At 39.9% G+C, this 16,442-nt stretch carries 17 protein-coding genes; 2 read left to right on the top strand and 15 right to left on the bottom strand.

Going from position 1 to position 16,442, the window contains the following annotated elements; translation table 11 throughout:
- The first annotated feature begins 64 nt into the window (after positions 1-64).
- On the top strand, positions 65-1,327 hold the full coding sequence (locus ACLV7Q_RS09500; protein ID WP_218757270.1) for an NRAMP family divalent metal transporter: 1,263 nt from the start codon (positions 65-67) through the stop codon (positions 1,325-1,327).
- A gap of 284 nt (positions 1,328-1,611) precedes the next feature.
- Here ACLV7Q_RS09500 and nrdI read toward each other — a convergent pair whose 3' ends face one another.
- The 5 genes from nrdI to ACLV7Q_RS09525 form a co-directional block, all read right to left on the bottom strand.
- Positions 1,612-2,082: a class Ib ribonucleoside-diphosphate reductase assembly flavoprotein NrdI gene (gene nrdI, locus ACLV7Q_RS09505; protein ID WP_054367909.1), complete on the bottom strand. Its 471-nt coding sequence runs from the start codon at positions 2,080-2,082 to the stop codon at positions 1,612-1,614.
- A 77-nt stretch (positions 2,083-2,159) separates the two neighbouring features.
- A complete protein-coding gene (locus ACLV7Q_RS09510; protein WP_000729015.1) occupies positions 2,160-2,693 on the bottom strand; it encodes a hypothetical protein in 534 nt (177 codons plus the stop codon).
- A 60-nt stretch (positions 2,694-2,753) separates the two neighbouring features.
- Positions 2,754-4,040, bottom strand: coding sequence for a response regulator transcription factor (locus tag ACLV7Q_RS09515; protein WP_218757269.1), 1,287 nt, complete (start codon positions 4,038-4,040; stop codon positions 2,754-2,756).
- 11 nt (positions 4,041-4,051) lie between these two features.
- Positions 4,052-5,722: a sensor histidine kinase gene (locus ACLV7Q_RS09520; RefSeq protein WP_411865205.1), complete on the bottom strand. Its 1,671-nt coding sequence runs from the start codon at positions 5,720-5,722 to the stop codon at positions 4,052-4,054.
- Entirely contained in the window at positions 5,700-6,314 is a 615-nt protein-coding gene (locus ACLV7Q_RS09525; protein WP_218757268.1) for a YesL family protein, read from the bottom strand. The genes ACLV7Q_RS09520 and ACLV7Q_RS09525 overlap by 23 nt, the downstream gene beginning before the upstream one ends.
- A 134-nt stretch (positions 6,315-6,448) precedes the next feature.
- Between ACLV7Q_RS09525 and ACLV7Q_RS09530 the strand changes: the two genes are divergently transcribed.
- Positions 6,449-7,018, top strand: a complete 570-nt coding sequence (locus ACLV7Q_RS09530) for an MptD family putative ECF transporter S component (RefSeq protein WP_218757267.1) — start codon at positions 6,449-6,451, stop codon at positions 7,016-7,018.
- 29 nt (positions 7,019-7,047) lie between these two features.
- Here the strand turns inward: ACLV7Q_RS09530 and ACLV7Q_RS09535 are convergent, their stop codons facing one another.
- The 10 genes from ACLV7Q_RS09535 to ACLV7Q_RS09580 form a co-directional block, all read right to left on the bottom strand.
- Positions 7,048-7,740: a methionine ABC transporter permease gene (locus ACLV7Q_RS09535; protein WP_000444647.1), complete on the bottom strand. Its 693-nt coding sequence runs from the start codon at positions 7,738-7,740 to the stop codon at positions 7,048-7,050.
- A 1-nt stretch (position 7,741) separates the two neighbouring features.
- Entirely contained in the window at positions 7,742-8,803 is a 1,062-nt protein-coding gene (locus ACLV7Q_RS09540) for a methionine ABC transporter ATP-binding protein (RefSeq protein ID WP_218757266.1), read from the bottom strand.
- The gene (locus ACLV7Q_RS09545) at positions 8,796-10,169 is read right to left on the bottom strand and encodes a M20 family metallopeptidase (RefSeq protein ID WP_061665022.1); all 1,374 of its coding nucleotides are present in this window, start codon (positions 10,167-10,169) and stop codon (positions 8,796-8,798) included. The genes ACLV7Q_RS09540 and ACLV7Q_RS09545 overlap by 8 nt, the downstream gene beginning before the upstream one ends.
- A 99-nt stretch (positions 10,170-10,268) precedes the next feature.
- Entirely contained in the window at positions 10,269-11,123 is an 855-nt protein-coding gene (locus ACLV7Q_RS09550; protein ID WP_218757265.1) for a MetQ/NlpA family ABC transporter substrate-binding protein, read from the bottom strand.
- Positions 11,124-11,276: 153 nt separating this feature from the next.
- Entirely contained in the window at positions 11,277-12,107 is an 831-nt protein-coding gene (locus ACLV7Q_RS09555; protein WP_218757264.1) for an amino acid ABC transporter substrate-binding protein, read from the bottom strand.
- A 256-nt stretch (positions 12,108-12,363) separates the two neighbouring features.
- On the bottom strand, positions 12,364-12,687 hold the full coding sequence (locus ACLV7Q_RS09560; protein WP_016397237.1) for an AzlD domain-containing protein: 324 nt from the start codon (positions 12,685-12,687) through the stop codon (positions 12,364-12,366).
- Positions 12,677-13,372 (bottom strand): AzlC family ABC transporter permease, encoded by a 696-nt coding sequence (locus ACLV7Q_RS09565; RefSeq protein ID WP_000659737.1) that lies wholly within the window; start codon positions 13,370-13,372, stop codon positions 12,677-12,679. Before ACLV7Q_RS09565 ends, ACLV7Q_RS09560 begins: the two co-directional genes overlap by 11 nt.
- 226 nt (positions 13,373-13,598) lie before the next feature.
- The gene (locus ACLV7Q_RS09570; RefSeq protein WP_000415011.1) at positions 13,599-13,883 is read right to left on the bottom strand and encodes a hypothetical protein; all 285 of its coding nucleotides are present in this window, start codon (positions 13,881-13,883) and stop codon (positions 13,599-13,601) included.
- Between the two features lie 201 nt (positions 13,884-14,084).
- Positions 14,085-15,308, bottom strand: a complete 1,224-nt coding sequence (locus ACLV7Q_RS09575; RefSeq protein ID WP_000603362.1) for a hypothetical protein — start codon at positions 15,306-15,308, stop codon at positions 14,085-14,087.
- A complete protein-coding gene (locus ACLV7Q_RS09580; protein ID WP_050271616.1) occupies positions 15,289-16,251 on the bottom strand; it encodes a HesA/MoeB/ThiF family protein in 963 nt (320 codons plus the stop codon). The genes ACLV7Q_RS09575 and ACLV7Q_RS09580 overlap by 20 nt, the downstream gene beginning before the upstream one ends.
- Positions 16,252-16,442: the final 191 nt, after the last annotated feature.

Genomic DNA, 16,442 nt, shown 5'->3' on the forward strand with positions numbered 1-16,442 from the left:
GTTTTTTGTAGAATATAGATTACATATCCAGATTATTCTGAAAATTCAAAAAGGAGCATCTATCATGTCGCAAGCTATTTCCTTAAATCAATCAACCTGGACAAGTAAACTAAAAGCAATGGGCCCTGGAATCCTAATGGCAACTGCCGCTGTTGGAGGTTCCCACATTGTATCCTCCACTCAAGCTGGCGGTTCTTACGGTTGGTCTCTACTTCTCTTGGTCATCTTAGCCAATGTCTTTAAATATCCATTTTTCCGTTTTGGTGCTGAATACACAGCTGATACTGGAAAGACTTTGGTTGAAGGTTATGCCGAAAAAGGAAAACTCTATCTCTGGATTTTCTTTATCCTCAATGTTTTTTCGGCTATGGTCAACACAGCTGGTGTCGCCATTCTGTGCTCAGCTATCATCGCCAGCGCCTTCCCAATGATCGGTCTTAGCATCACTCAGTGGTCCCTCATTCTCGTTGCAGTCATTTGGGCTATGCTACTCTTTGGAGGCTACAAACTCTTAGATGGTATGGTCAAATGGATTATGTCTGCCTTAACCATTGCGACTGTTCTTGCAGTTATCATCGCAGCGGTCAAGCATCCAGAATACAGTTCTGATTTTGTCGAGAAGACACCTTGGCAAATGGCAGCTCTGCCCTTCATCGTCTCCCTCCTAGGATGGATGCCGGCTCCTATTGAAATTTCAGCTATCAATTCACTTTGGTCAGCTGAAAAGAGAAAGACCGTCAACTTTAACACAGAAGACGCTCTGTTTGACTTTAACACTGGTTATATTGGAACAGCTATCCTAGCCGTCTTCTTTGTGGCACTGGGAGCACTGATCCAGTATCCTACAGGGCAGGCGGTTGAAGCTGCTTCGGCCAAATACATCTCTCAATTCGTGGGCATGTATGCCTCTGTTCTTGGCGAATGGTCTCGTTACTTGATTACCTTTATTGCCTTCCTGTGTATCTTTGGAACAGTTATCACTGTTATTGATGGCTATTCTCGCGTCAATCAGGAATCTCTCCGACTGCTAATCAGTCAAAAAGAAGACAGTAGTAAATCTTTGAACATCTGGATGACCATCACTGCTATCATCGGTATCGTCATTATCAAGTTCTTCGCTGGTCAGGTTTCAACCATGCTCCGCTTTGCTATGATTGGTTCTTTCCTGACAACACCATTCTTCGCTCTTTTAAACTACGCCTTGGTAACGCGTGAAAACAAAAATCTTCCTTCTTGGCTCAAACACCTTGCCATTGCAGGATTGATTTTCCTCTTTGGCTTCGCCATCTTCTTTATCTACGCACTCGCAATCGGAAAAGCAGGTTAACTGACAAGCGCGAGATGAAGATAATACTCTTCGCAAATCTCTTCAAACCACGTCAACGTCGCCTTGCCGTACTCAAGTACAGCCTGCGGCTAGTTTCCTAGTTTGCTCTTTGATTTTCATTGAGTATAAGGTTTCATTTCAAGAGAAAATGCAGCAAATATTTCTATCATAAAAAGCATAAGAACAAGGTTTTAAATACCTGAACTTATGCTTTTTTTACATTCTCAAAGACTGTTTATACTAAAAAAACAGTTGAAAAATCCCAAGCGCCTCTTATATTGACTTTAATTCTCCTTTTCCAACTCATACAAATCTGCGATAATAGCTGCGACATGTTTGATATCTTCCAGCATGCCTCGCATTTCAAAGTCAGCCAAGACAGGGAAACCAAAACGTTGACTGTATTGCTTGGCTGTCAGGCAGTATTGGTTATTAAAGTTACGATTTCCTGAACCAACTACGCCAAAACACTTACTAGCATTGTCACCATAGGCGATAAAATCCCCAACGGGTGTCGTCAAGATCTCGACATCTCCGTTATCAACGCCATTCCCACCTTCGAGATAGGTCGGCAAAAAAGCGACATAGGGATGGTCCATTTCATAGAAATCGTGACCTTCCTTGACCAAATCCTTGATATGAATCTTTTGAACCTCAATCCCTTTGTACTGGGACAAGAGATAGTCTTTCAAGCGCGTCACAAAACTTTCAGTGTTGCCACTCAAACTAATATAAACTAAAGAAATTGTCTTCATATGTACCTCCATGATTTTATTTTTAATCGAAAAAGAACTACCAAGATTGTATCTTGATAGTTCTTTTTTGTCAATACTTAGGCAAGATTTTCTGCTTCCTCTTCTTCTGCCAAGGCTTTCTGTTGTCGCCACATCTTATAGAAGACAAGGGCTAGGAAGAGAACATTGATGACGATATAGAAAATGCTGACAGCTTTTGAACCAATACTCATCGTCAAACGCATGCTTTCATCTTGAACCAACTGCACAGCGTCCTGTAAACCAACATAGCCATAAATCGAACCGATAATAGCTAACAAAACATAGCCAACGTAAGTATAGTTTGCATATTGCAAATTCTTACGAATAAGGAAGACAATCGCTACGACCACTAAAATAGCAGATAGCACAATCAAGGCCATATTAAAAATAGAATGATACGCTTCTGCTACTCCATAGTTGTAATTAAGCTGGTCTTCTAATTGCTGAGCACTGACCCCTGCAACTTGTTTCTGAGCGGCACGAAGAGCTTCTTTGCTAGGTAAGGGACTCAACATTCCAAACAGAGACATTGCTGAAATAAGAGCAGACAAGATTAGCAAGACCCATAGATAAATCGGTTTCTTTTTCATGATAGAACCTCCTAATAATATTATTCATATTATAGCACATTTTGTAAAGGAATACAAATCTTACAGTATCGTTTCTACCTGTTTTCGGTAGGCTTTTGGCGATTTTCCGCACAATTTTCGGAAAACTTTATAGAAATATCCAAGGTTACTGTAACCAACAGCATAACAAATATCTTCGATACTATCACTGGTTGAAAGCAAGAGCTGCTGGGCAGCCTTAATGCGTTGTTTGTTTAGTAATTCTGCGAAGGTCGAATCGGTTTCTCGCTTAATCAACTGCCCTAGATAGACAGGATTGATAAAGAGGGCCTTACTGATATCCTTGAGGGAAAGCTCTTTTTGGTAATCACGACCAATGACTTCCAACACACTGACCACATTTTCATTCATACGGTATTGACCGAAAAAGCTGGTCAGAGTTTCCTTGATATAAGAAACCAATTCATCGAAGGATTGAATAGCATGAATGGTTTTGACAATATCCGTCATATCATCAGCTTTGAGATGTTCAAACAAGTGAAAGACATCCATGACAAACTGGATAAAAAGCTGTTTGGTAATCGGAACACGGGGTGTATTTTCAAGAACCACCTTCTCCAAAAGATTCAACTCTTCCACGATTTGATTGAGATTCCCCTGAATGATAACTCTATAAATCGGTTCGTAGTAGGCAAAGAGACTCTGAGACTGTTGTAGATTTACAGAGCCGTAAAAGAGGGCTTTCTCAGCATTCAGCTTCCAGCGTTCAAAGTGTTCTTGATAAGGAGCTTCAAAGAGAGTAACGACTAAACCATCTAGGGGTTGATCAGAAATGAAAATCTGCCAGTCTTGACCCAAGACATAGTAGGGAATGGTGAAGGAGCCTTGTTTTTCCTTGGATAGGCCTATCCACCAATTCTCCTTACCTCCTAAATAACTGACAAATCCAGCCTCATCTAAATCTTGACTGAGGGTCTGACTTTTCTTTCTTCTCTCTCCAAGCTGACCTGCAATCTTCTCCAGCAGATTTCCTAACTCTACCTTATCAACAGGCTTGACCAAATAGTCCACCACACTAAGGTTCATTGCTCTTTTTACATAATCAAACTCCTGATAACCTGAAAGCAGGATATAGGCTGCATCTGGTAAGATTTCTTTCATCTCCCGAATCATATCAAGCCCTGTTTTGTCGGGCATATTGACATCTGAAATGATGACATCAACGGGATTGTTCTGAACATATTCTAGGGCTTCATCGGCATGACTGGCTGTTGCGACGACCTCCATATCCCACTTATCAAAGGGAATCAAACGTTTCAGACCTTCTGTCACCATGTACTCATCATCTACTAATAATACTTTATACATTTTCTCCCTTTCTACTCATCTTGAATTGTAATACGATACTGAACACCTGCTTGCTCCGCAGACTCTATAGTAATGGCATAGCGATCCCCAAAATAGAGCACAAAACGCTCATGGACATTGACAATCCCGATAGACTGCTTTTGATCACTGTAGCTGGCTTGGTGTTCAAAATGTCTCTGACTTAATTTTTCTCGAATACTTTCCAGCTTTTCAGCAGACATCCCACGACCATTATCTACCACTAAAATTTCCACAAAACCATCCTGTTTAAGAGCCTTGATACTAATCACATTATCTGTCCGTCTATGGTCAACACCATGCGCGAAATAGTTTTCTACCAGCGGTTGCAAGGTGAACTTAGGAATCTTCATATTCTCTAACTCTGGGTCTATCTTGAAACCATAGGCAATGGACTTGGGATAGCGAACCATGCAGAGATAGCTGTATTTACGGCAAAATTCTAATTCCTGTTTGAGAAGAGTTTCTCTTTCGTCAGAAATATTGTTACGCAAGAGACTACTGAATTCATAAATGATATCTGCTAACTCATCTTGACTCTGCATGACTGCGTACATACGCAAGAACTCCAGCGTATTATACATAAAATGAGGGTTGATTTGCGCCTGCAGGGCTCGCATATTGGCATCTTTTTGACTAAGCTCTAACTGGTAAATATCATGGATATTCTTTTCCAATCGATCCAACATATCATTGGTCGTCTCCGCGATTAGGAGTAATTCCTGATCTTTTTCGGAAATGTCAATCCGACGCCCCTCTTCGCCTTGAGCAATGACTTGAATGGATTCTACTAAATCCACTACCTGCTTTTGGTAATTAGCAAAAGTCTGCCTCAAAGTCAGATAAAGAATGACAATAAAGAGAAGGCTCAAGCTCACAATCAAAGCAGAGCTAGTCACTGTTCCTTGTAAAACAAAGTTTTTTGGAACTGCCACCTGAACCTGATAACCATGAGAAGTTAAGCCAACTAGCCAATTTTCACTCTCCTTATCAACTGTTTCACCAATATGAAAAATCTCCGTATCAAAAGGTGAGGTCACTGTTACTGCCATCGGAGTATGACCTCTAGTATTATCAATAGCATGGTATAAAACAGCAGGATCCAAGGAGATGTAAATCACTCCTAAGTCTTGATCTGACACTGGATCTGACACCGGAATGGCAAAACTATTTCCTGCTGGTTTGAAATCCTCAGCCCTGATTTTTTCTCCGCTACGTTTGTCTTTAGTAGAAACATAGACTTCCTTGTAATCTTGAAAAGCAATGGCCACTCCAGTTACAAAATCATTTCGAACATAGAGGTCATCAACATTTTCATGCAGAGAGACTGATATATAAGGCGAAGCTTTCCGCTCTAATTGCCAGTAAAAATAGTCTGGCATGCTAAGGCTAAAGTATTTATAGATTCCCTCAATACGAGCTTGATTTTCAACTAAAGCCTGAGCTATCTGGGTTGACTCTCTATGGTAATATTCAATTTCACTCACTGTTCTAGCAGTTACACGCTGGGCTACTCTCTGGGCTTCCTTTTCCCGTGAATCCCAGTCAGCATAGGAGAGTAAGATTGCAAAACTCGCAATAATAATGATCATAACTGAACTGTATGTTCGCAGAAGCGTATGTAGCCAAAACTGCTTCATCCTACTTTGTCGCCAATTTTTCATGGATACTTTCATAGACCGGTTCCAACATATCACTGATAAAGAAATGCCACATCCCAATTCCTACAAAGAAAAGAAGAGCAGGCATATAGTAACCAATTGCCACAAGTAACACTGTCCCAAGGAAAACCTTGGCCACAGCTGCTAGACTCATAAAGATGCCAATCAAGGATAGTTTGAGACTATTTCGATAAGACAAGTCAAAATAAACTTGTAATTTCAAAGATACTGTATAGGCTAAAAAGAGCAGGGCAACTACTAGGACATTCAAAAAGGTCGCAATCAAATGAACGATGGTCTGATGAGGCAATTGTACCAAGAGATACAAACCATAGACCAAAACTAAATCCAACCCTAAAAAGCTATAGAAAATCAGGTTGCTTGAGACAAAATTTTGCTTATAAAGAGACCACGCCTCCTTCAAACTGTATTCCCGAAAGCTATAACCATGTTCTGCATACAAGCTCATCAAGGTGGCACTAGCCGGCGCTAGACCAAGGATAATCCCTCCTGCTAAAGTTAATAGCCAAAAGAAGGCTGTCGCAATCATCCCTAAAAAGAAACGATTAAAGACAAAGTCTAAAAATCTCCCCATGATACCCTCCTAAAAATAACTATGAAACCATTATATCATATTTCAAGCGTTTTCAAAAACTTCTAGTGTCCATTTACAATCCCACCAAACCATGGTAAAATGAGAATTGTGAAAAAATTATCAGGAGACAATTCATGAAAAAATCTATCTTAACTACACTGCTTTTTGCAGTTCTTTACTTCCTCTGCATGGGGATTGGTGTCCTTTTGGGCAATCTCTTTGACCAAACTGGAAACATGTTTTATGCGCCTGCCTTTACTGGCCTTGTAGGCGGCAGCGTCTATATGATCCTAGTCGCAAAAGTTCCGCGATTTGGAGCCATTACCACTATCGGCCTTGTCATCGCCCTCTTTTTCTTAGGAACTAAACACGGTGCTGGTGCCTTCCTTCCTGGAATTATCTGTGGCCTCCTAGCAGATGGAGTAGCTCATTTAGGAAACTACAAGGACCAAACTAAGAACTTCCTTTCTTTCATTCTCTTTGCCTTTAGCACATCAGGACCAATCTTACTTATGTGGATTGCCCCCAAAGCCTATATGGCAACCCTTCTAGCAAGAGGAAAATCCCAAGAATATATCGACCGTATCATGGTCGCGCCAAACCCTGGAACCATCCTTCTATTTATCGCAAGTATTGTCATCGGAGCCCTAGTGGGTGCCTTGATTGGACAAGCCTTGAGTAAAAAATTTGCACAGAAAATCTGATTACTAAAAAAGAGCCAGGCGGCTCTTTTTTATTTATGGCTCAATTTTTTGGTCAAGAAATCTCCCAAAAATTGGATTGCAAAGATAATCAAAATGATAATGATGGTTGCCAAGATGGTCACATCGTGATTGTAGCGATTAAATCCATAAGCGATGGCTACGTTACCGATACCACCAGCACCAACCGCACCAGCCATAGCTGTTTCCCCAACAAGGGAGATCAAGGTCACAGTCGTCACACGAATCAAATCTGGAAGACCTTCTGATAGGTAAACACCCACAATGTCCCAGAAAGTCGCTCCGCTCGCTTGAGCCGCCTCAATGACACCGCCATCTAGCTCAGCCAAGACAACCTGCACCTGACGGGCAAAGAAGGCAAAGACCGCAAAAGATAGGGGTACGATAGCTGCATTTGGACCAATGCTTGTTCCTACGATTAGATGAGAGAAGGGTGACAAGACTGCCAAGAGAATGATAAATGGTACCGCACGGAAAATGGAAGTAATCTTATCCAAAATCCAGAAAACGACTTTATTTTCCAAGACACCACCTGGCGCTGTCAAGACGAGAAAGAGACCTGCCACTAGCCCCAAGAAACCTCCGATGATGAAGGAAAGAACTGTCATATAAAGGGTTAGGTAGATGGCTGTTCCCCAGCCTGCTTGACCAGCCCAGCCCATCTTATAGACATTTGGCAAATAGGTTTGAATCAATGATTCCATCTTACTGTCCTCCCTTCAATACTTTTAGCTGTACGCCTGCTTGACGAATGGCTTCTTGGGCACCTGCCAAGGCTTCTTTTTCCCCTGACAAGACAACCACAAGCTCACCAACAGGAGTGCCGTCAAGAATTTCAATATTTCCGTAAAGGATATTGGCCGTTACTTGGTAATGCTTGTACAATTCATTCAAAAGTGGCTCGTCTGTTGAAGCACCTGCATACTTGAGCTGTACCAAAATGCTATTTTCAGACAAGTGTTCCACGATTTCTTGCTTCTCGATTTTGACCATGGCTTCGTCAATACCTGTGGCTGTTGAGATAAAGTCTTGAGTCAAAGGTTGTTTAGGGTCTGAGAAGATTTCAAGCACACTACCCTCTTCAATCAAATGCCCGTCCTGCATAACTGCTACACGGTTGGCAATGTCTTTGACAATCTGCATTTCATGCGTAATCAAGACAACCGTCAAGCCTAATTTCTGGTTCAAATCTTGCAACAAGGCCAAAATCTGCTTGGTTGTCTTCGGATCAAGGGCAGAAGTTGACTCGTCTGAAATCAAGATTTTTGGGTCATTTGCCAAGGCACGCGCAATGGCCACACGCTGTTTTTGCCCTCCAGATAGTTGTGAAGGATAGTTTTCAGCACGGTCTGCCAAGCCAACCAAGTCCAACAACTTGGCTACTTTAGCCTTCTTTTCTTCCTTGCTGAGTCCAGAGTGCTTAAGGGCAAAGGCTACATTCTCCTCTGCCGTCTTTTGACTCATCAGGTTAAAATGCTGGAAAATCATTCCAATATCCTGACGTTTACGACGCAACTGCTCGGCCGTCAAGGTCACCTTGCCATCAAAAATCACATCGTCATCAATGGTAATTTTCCCTGCAGATGGTTTTTGCAAGAGGTTAATCACCCGTACAAGGGTTGATTTCCCTGCTCCAGAATATCCAACGATTCCGTAGATATCCCCTTCTTGGATGTGAATGGTCACATCCTTGACCGCTGTGATAGTTCTCTTCTTTTGATGAAAAGTCACATCGATCTGATCTAACTTGATAATATCTCTACTCATAGCTTCTAATCAGCTCCTCTACTAATTCAATATGGGTGTAGTAATCGGCGATTCGCACGTTCTCATCTCCACCGTGGTCTCGGCTATTGGCATTTCCTAGACCGAAGGCCACCATTGGCACCTCTAGGGCATCAAAGACCGTATGCATAGGCCCTGTCCCCGCTGTCGTCGGCAAGACTGAAACGCCCTGTGGATAGAATTTCTTGGCCAACTCGATTACATTGAGAATGGCTGGTGCGCTCATATCGCTTCGATAGCTCATCTCTCCCAAGGTATAGTATAATTCTACCTTATCAAAGCCATTTTTGTCTAGCTGTTTCCGAATTTTTTCCAGAACATCATGCGGTTCTAAGCCCGGAACCAGACGAACCTCTAGCTTGGCACTGGCTTCTGCAGGCAAAATAGTCTTAACCCCTTGCCCTTGATAACCAGACTGGATTCCTTCGATATTAAGCGCTGGCTCGAAAAAGAAACGTTTTAGAAAGGCCATCCGCTCCTCCTGTAAGAGAGGCAACTCCAAGCCATAGATCCGACTAACTTCCTCTGGGTTTCGTTGACCATAAGTTTCTAGCAAGGCCATTTCTCGTTCATTTGGCTCTTGCACCTCTTCGTACAAGCCTTCAACCAAGATACGTCCATCTGCGGCACGAAGAGACTGTAGGGCTTGGAGGAGATACCAGGGAGCTGATTCCACAATCCCACCATAACTCGAGTGGATATCGACATCAGCACTTTTTACCTTGGCATCAAAGGTCACAATCCCCTTATTTCCACCAGAAATTTCTAGCTGTTCCAAGGCATTTTTGGTTCCTTGTTCCCAGACCAACAAATCCGCCCCACGGAGTTTATCCGCATGCTTTTCCAAATACTTATCCAGGTCTGTCGAAGCCGATTCCTCCGCTCCCTCCATGATAAAACTGATATTGACAGGCAGGTCATCGTGGTGCTGCATGTATTTTCTCAAAGCACTCAAACGAGCTGTGATATGACCCTTGTCGTCATCAACCCCACGTCCATACATGAAACCATTGCGCACCGAAAGCGTAAAGGGATCCTCTGTCCAGACCTGATCCCCGTCCGCTGGCACAGTGTCATAGTGGTTATAGAAAATCAGGGTCTTGGCATCTGGACGTGAACTCTTGAAATGCGCCATGACAAAAGGCGCCGTGTAAGTCTCATCAATCTCCACTTCAGCCCCCACACGCTTGAAAATCTCACCCAGATAGTTTGCGACTTCCTTAAGTCCAACCTGCTGGGCAAAGACCGACTTCTTAGAAATCAAGGTACGCAAAACCTCAAAATAATGCTGGGCTACATGATCCTTTTCAAATTTTTCAATCTGTTCTTGTTCACTAGGAAAAACCATATTCTCTCTACCTTTCTATGAAACTATAGTCTTCTTTACAATCCATGCTCTATACAAAAGCAAGAGGTGGAATTCTCTCTCCCACCTCCCTGTTTCTTATTACCAAACTGGTTGATCCAAACCGTCTGATGTTTCTTCGATAACTTTTTTCACTTCATCTGTATGGTAAGCTGCGATCACTTTCTTGATAGCATCAGCTTTTGGTGATGTTTCCCAATCTTTTTTCGCAACGATGATGTTGTACCATTGTTTTGAATTTTCATCAGCTTGTTCTTTGAAAAGTGCTTTCTTGTAGTCCAATTTTGCTTCTGTAACGAAGGTATTGTTTACAACGGCAGCGTCAACTGATGACAATGAACGAGCTGTTTGGCTAGCGTCCAATTCAGTGATTTTCAAGTTCTTTGGATTTTCTTTGATGTTAGCAACTGTTGCAAGAGCAGTTCCTGAAACGTCCAATTTAATCAAGCCAGCTGATTGAAGCAAGTAAAGCGCACGGCTTTCGTTTGTAGCATCGTTCGGTACAGCGATTTCTCCGTTTGCTGGGATATCTTCTACTTTAGTGTACTTGTTGTCACTTCCCTTCAAACCTGAGTAAAGGCGGATTGGAGAGATGTAAGTATCAGCAATCGCTACAAGGTCTTTTCCGTTTTCTTTGTTCCAGTTGTTCAAGAAGTTATAGTGTTGGAAAGCGTTCAAGTCTACTTCACCATCAGCAGTTGCCTTGTTTGGTTGTGAGTAGTCTGTGAACTCTGTAAATTCCAAAGTGATACCGTCTTTTTTAACCAATTCTTGAACTTTATCCCAACGAGCTTCTTCAGAACCGCTACGGTTAACCGTTGCGATTTTAATAGTTGTTGCATTATCTGCTTTCTTTTCTGAGCTTCCGCAAGCTGCAAGAGCCAAACCTGCGACTGTAGCAAGGGCTGCTAGGCCAAGCCATTTTTTGATTTTCATGATTCTTTCTCCTTAAAAATAATACCGTATTAGTATCTCATACTTTCTTCAATTGCACAAATTGTTATTAGATAATCAGATATATAGTTTAAAACTATATCCCTAAAAACTGAGAAATCACCCATCTTCATCAGAATGGATGATTTCAAGAAATTATTTAATATCAGCCTCTGCTGGTAGATAAGTATCTCCGAAGAATTGTTTAGACAATTTTTCAAGAGTGCCATCTTTGTAGAGTTCTTTAATGCGTTTGTCTACAAATGATTTCAACTCATCTTGACCTTGAGCAAGAAGTGGGTAAACGTACGGTTGTTGGTCGCTTGGAAGTTCAATGACTTTCAAGTTATCCAAACCTTGGTTCTTGATCACTGTTTCAACACCGATTTTATCAAAAATCTTGTAGTCAAATTGGCCATCGCTCAAACGTACCATGATTTGTTGGAAGTCTGCCTTAGTATAGTTAAGGATAGTTGGGTTGTCCGGGTGTTCAGCGTTGTATGCTTCTAACTGCTTAGCTGATGTAGTGGCTTGAACGACTTCCGTCGATTTTCCACCGATATCAGCGAGAGACTTGATGCTAGAGTCGTCTTTCTTCACTACAAGGACATTAGGGTTTTGGGCAATTGGTGCGGCATAAAGGTATTTCTCCGCACGTTCTTTAGTGTAGCTAAGATTGTTGACAGCCATATTGTAACGGTCAGCGTCAAGACCAGCAAAGACACCTGACCATTCTGTCTTTTCAAACTTGACATCATATTTGTCAGAATCTTTAAAGATAGCGCGAACGACTTCAATCTCGTAACCAGTCAATTCGCCATTTTCTTCATAGATAAATGGTTTTGGCGAACCATTGGTTGCAACGATGATTTCTTTCTTGCTAGCTGCTTCTCCTTCTTTCTTAGCACCACCTGAGCAAGCTGCTAGAATGCCTGCAGCAACAAGCGCAAGGGCCGCAAGAGATGAGTATTTAACGATTTTTTTCATGTCATTTCCTCCAAAATAGAATACCTTATAATCTTAACAGAAAAAGACCATTTACGCCATTATATGATATCTATCTCTGTGATAGGTTTTCTTTATGGCTGATTTATACTCAATGAAAATCAAAGAGCAAACTAGGAAGCTAGCCGCAGGTTGCTCAAAACACTGTTTTGAGGTTGGAGATAAGACTGACGAAGTCAGTTACATATACCTACGGTAAGGCGACGCTGACGTGGTTTGAAGAGATTTTCGAAGAGTATTAAAAGACCAAACGCAAGATGGCAATCAAGACTACTCCGAAGAGAACCGTTCCGACTAGATTACGGTAGCGAAAGGCTATCCAAGCCGTCGGAAATACTGCTAAGAAGTCCAGCCATTTGATTTGAGGAAGGCTGCCAACCTTGCCTGTCACTACGCTTGAAAGAATCAAGGCAAAGATAATAGAAACGGGCAAGAACTTCAAAAAACGCTCAACGATTGCAGGCAAACCCTTATACTTGACCAAGATGAAGGGAATCATACGGGGAATCCAGGTCACCAAGCCAGAGAAGAGAACTGCTAATAAAAGATACTTACTGACCATCTAAAACCACCCCCATTGTACAACCAAGTAGCGTCGCAAACAGAACAGCTAGTGACTGAGACACCACTGTCAAGAGCAAAAAGAAGGACACCGCAACAACTGCTAGAATAATAAGCAGATTGCGGACAGGAATCCGTCTTTGCATAATCTGGAATTGCGAAGCAAAAATCCCAATGAACATCCCAACCAGGGCAAAATCCAAGCCAAAGATTTCTGGATTTGGCAGCAGACCACCCAGAGCCGTTCCAACCACTGTTCCCACAAACCAAGCCACATAGCTATTGAGGTTGTTTCCGTGCATCCACATAGGATTGACCTTGTCTGTATGGGCTAACTCGCCCATCAAAACGCCATAAGTCTCATCTGTCAAGATGCTAGACATACCGATATTGTGCCAGAGACTAGTATGACGAAAATAGGTCGACGCATGCAAACTCAACAAAAAGAGACGCAAATTGATCAAAAAGACCGTCATCGCAATAGCTGCTACAGGTGCTTGAACCGCAATCAGTGCCAGCATGGCAAACTGGGCACTCCCAGCATAAACAAAGAGGCTCATCAAGCCCATCTCCACAGGTGTCACATAGGGCGCACCAATAATCCCACAGGCCAGGCCGATACTGACATAACCAAGTGCCGTTGGCATAGCTGCCTGCGCCCCCTCCCAAAATCCTTTTTCTTTCATCTTTCTCCTCATATTGTCTTAATAAATGGGCTGAAAAGGCTCCAGCCACAGCATGGACTATTATAACATATTCAGGAAAGAGAAAAAAGTCTGCTGATTGTAATCAGACAGACTCCATTTTATTCTATAGTATCAAAAACAAGACTTGGTTTGGCATTGAAATCCAAGTCTTGCTCATATTCAGATTCATCCATTATGCGATGCTCATGCCGTATTTTATAATGAATCATATTTTAAAAATACCAGACCACACTACTCCCTGCTTATATTTAGCTTCTTTCTTTTGGACAAATTTTGCCAAATCCAATAACTCTGTCGGTGGTTCACCTTTAAAGCCCAATAATTCTTTAGAGACGGCAAATGAGAGACGTACAGCTAGCAAATCTTCACTAGTACTAGAGAACTGTTTTGCTGTTTCCAGCAATTGCTTCCTAAATTCTTCCGTCAAGCTAATTTCTTTATTATTGTACAGGGAATGAATTAAAATTTGTAACTGACTCTGTTTTTCCATCGTTTACCTCATTTTATCTAGGACGCCAAGGACCATATTTAGCCCAACCATCCACCATAACATTTACAGTGTGTTCCAAATTAGAAATATATTGTACAGACTTCCAGTTGCTAGGTGAAATTTCGTTTCTTTCATGGACACCTCTAAAAATTTTTAGAAGTTCTTTTCAAATAATCATGCAACATTCATATAAAATAAATTTTAACAATTAGTATCATTCTTTTTGAAAAAATTACAAATAACTAATAAATAAATTCCTATAGATAGTGTAAATCCATTTATTAAAATACCCAAAATTTTTATATCTGTATAAAATTGAGGAATAATCAAAAATAGAATGGCAAATAAAGCATATAAACTTGAATTAGTCGAATATATCAATCCCATAGTGTCGTATCTATACTCTGAGTAAATCATTTTTTCAAACATATTTCCTGATATACCTATTAAAATAAATGCTAAAAAAAATAACAACAACTTTATTAACGGAAATGGAGTAATAAATACTAGCATGAGTGCTAATCCAGATACAGTATAATCAATAAAGAAAAACATTTTATACGGAATTCCCACTCTAGGAGCCAAAATTGCTCCTATCAAATCGGCAAATCTTTGAGCTCCTAGTACCAATCCCAAATATTGAATAGGTATGCCTTCTGATAAAAGATACAGTGGCATTAAAGTTAAAAGTAGATCTGTACCCCCACTTAAAATTGACTCTGTAACTACTATAAAAGAGGCAAATTTTGATTCTCGAAAAGCAGAAACAGTTTCCAAAAATTGGAAAGAAGAATTACTTTCCAAATCTACCTTTTCAGGTCGAACACTTTTAGTATTGTTTTTGGAACCGGGCAATCTGATTTTAATCATAAAATAAATAGCAGCCACAAAAAACGGAATACTTAAATTAAAAACAACAAAATAAGATAGAAGCCCTAATAGTAGAGATGCAGTTAAATTACTAATAATATCTAACACATTTGATGCCAAGTATTGAACATCTATCGATTTCTTTATTAGCATGTCATCATTATTTAAAGTTTCTGGAACAATTTTCATCTGCAGTGTATTTAATAAATTAGTTGATAATGCGAACAAAAAATTCAATACATAGATATACACAACACGAAAATGATACCTTAAACACAGAATTGTAATCACAATTATAATAAACTGGAGAATCTGGAAAATCACTAGCCAAATTTTATCTCTCTGAATTTTATTTATAAAACTTCCATAAAAAACAGCAAGCAAATTTGGGATAAAACCAATTAGAGTAAATAGAGATAACTGTCCTGCCTCAATATGATATACACTTACTAACCCTATCGATAAAGCAATAAAGTAAAAACTATCTGCAATATTCCTAGACGATCTACCTAATATTAAATTTATAAAATTTTGGCTAAATTTTCTTAATATCATGCTTATAAACCTCAAAATTCATGCAATCGATTTGAATATAATCCGTTAAATTCAATAATCCTGTTAAAGTATCTAATACTTTATAAGATATGATTGATGCAGCCATATATGATATTGGAGAAATAACACTATACGGTATTCTACTATCCAAAACATGATCATCTGTTATCATAAAGTCCCTATAAAACTCCCTCAATGAAATAGTTTTGCCCGGAATAATATGTAGGTAGTTTATTACCGTAGATGCATATGAGCCAACAATAATAGGTCTCGTATATTTATGAGCTAAATCATCAAACCAGTAGTCTATCTCTATTCTAGGAGTATCTGCACAGCATAAAGCAATGTCAAAATTATAATCTTTAAAAATAGTTTCTAAGTCATTCTGACACTCTAACTTCCTATAAATAGTTGTCACATTTGAATCAGAAATCTCTTGAATATGCTGTTTTATTATGTCTATTTTTAGCTTACCAATATCAGATTTCTTAAAGGATGTTTGTCTAGTAAGATTTGACTCTTCCACAATGTCAAAATCTACTAATATGAAATTACCTATACCTAGACGAGCTAAAATTTCGACTGTTGTTGATCCAATACCCCCTACACCAACAATTAAAACTGTTGAATTTAATAATCTATCCTGATACTTACTAGGGTCTAAATTTTCTGACAAATCAACCCACTCAAAGAAATTAATATTTCGGGAATATTTGGAATTATCATATTGATTACTAGTCACTAATCCCATAGATATCATCGACTCAACAACTTGTTTTTCTCCATTAGACAACAATTTTATATCAATGTCATTATCTAATTTTTTTATTAAATTGATGTTCTCTTCATTAAAATCAATCTCCCTTACAAGAGAAGCATTACCAAAACCAAATTTTATTTTATCTTTAAATATATACGGTTGAAGAGTTCTCTTTATTCTCATTTAGATCCTCCTAATCAAAAACTATTAAAAGATAAACAACAAATAGGAGTTTGGAAAATATTTTCCTAAACTCCAAAATTATAAATACGAATACAACTCATTTATAATTTCTATCCATATAATAAATTAAAATACAAAAAACTTATCGACTTCTAAAATTCAGTTAAAATCTTAATAGCATGCAGATATTA

The sequence above is a fragment of the Streptococcus mitis genome, assembly GCF_965111725.1.
GTDB lineage: Bacteria > Bacillota > Bacilli > Lactobacillales > Streptococcaceae > Streptococcus > Streptococcus mitis_DV.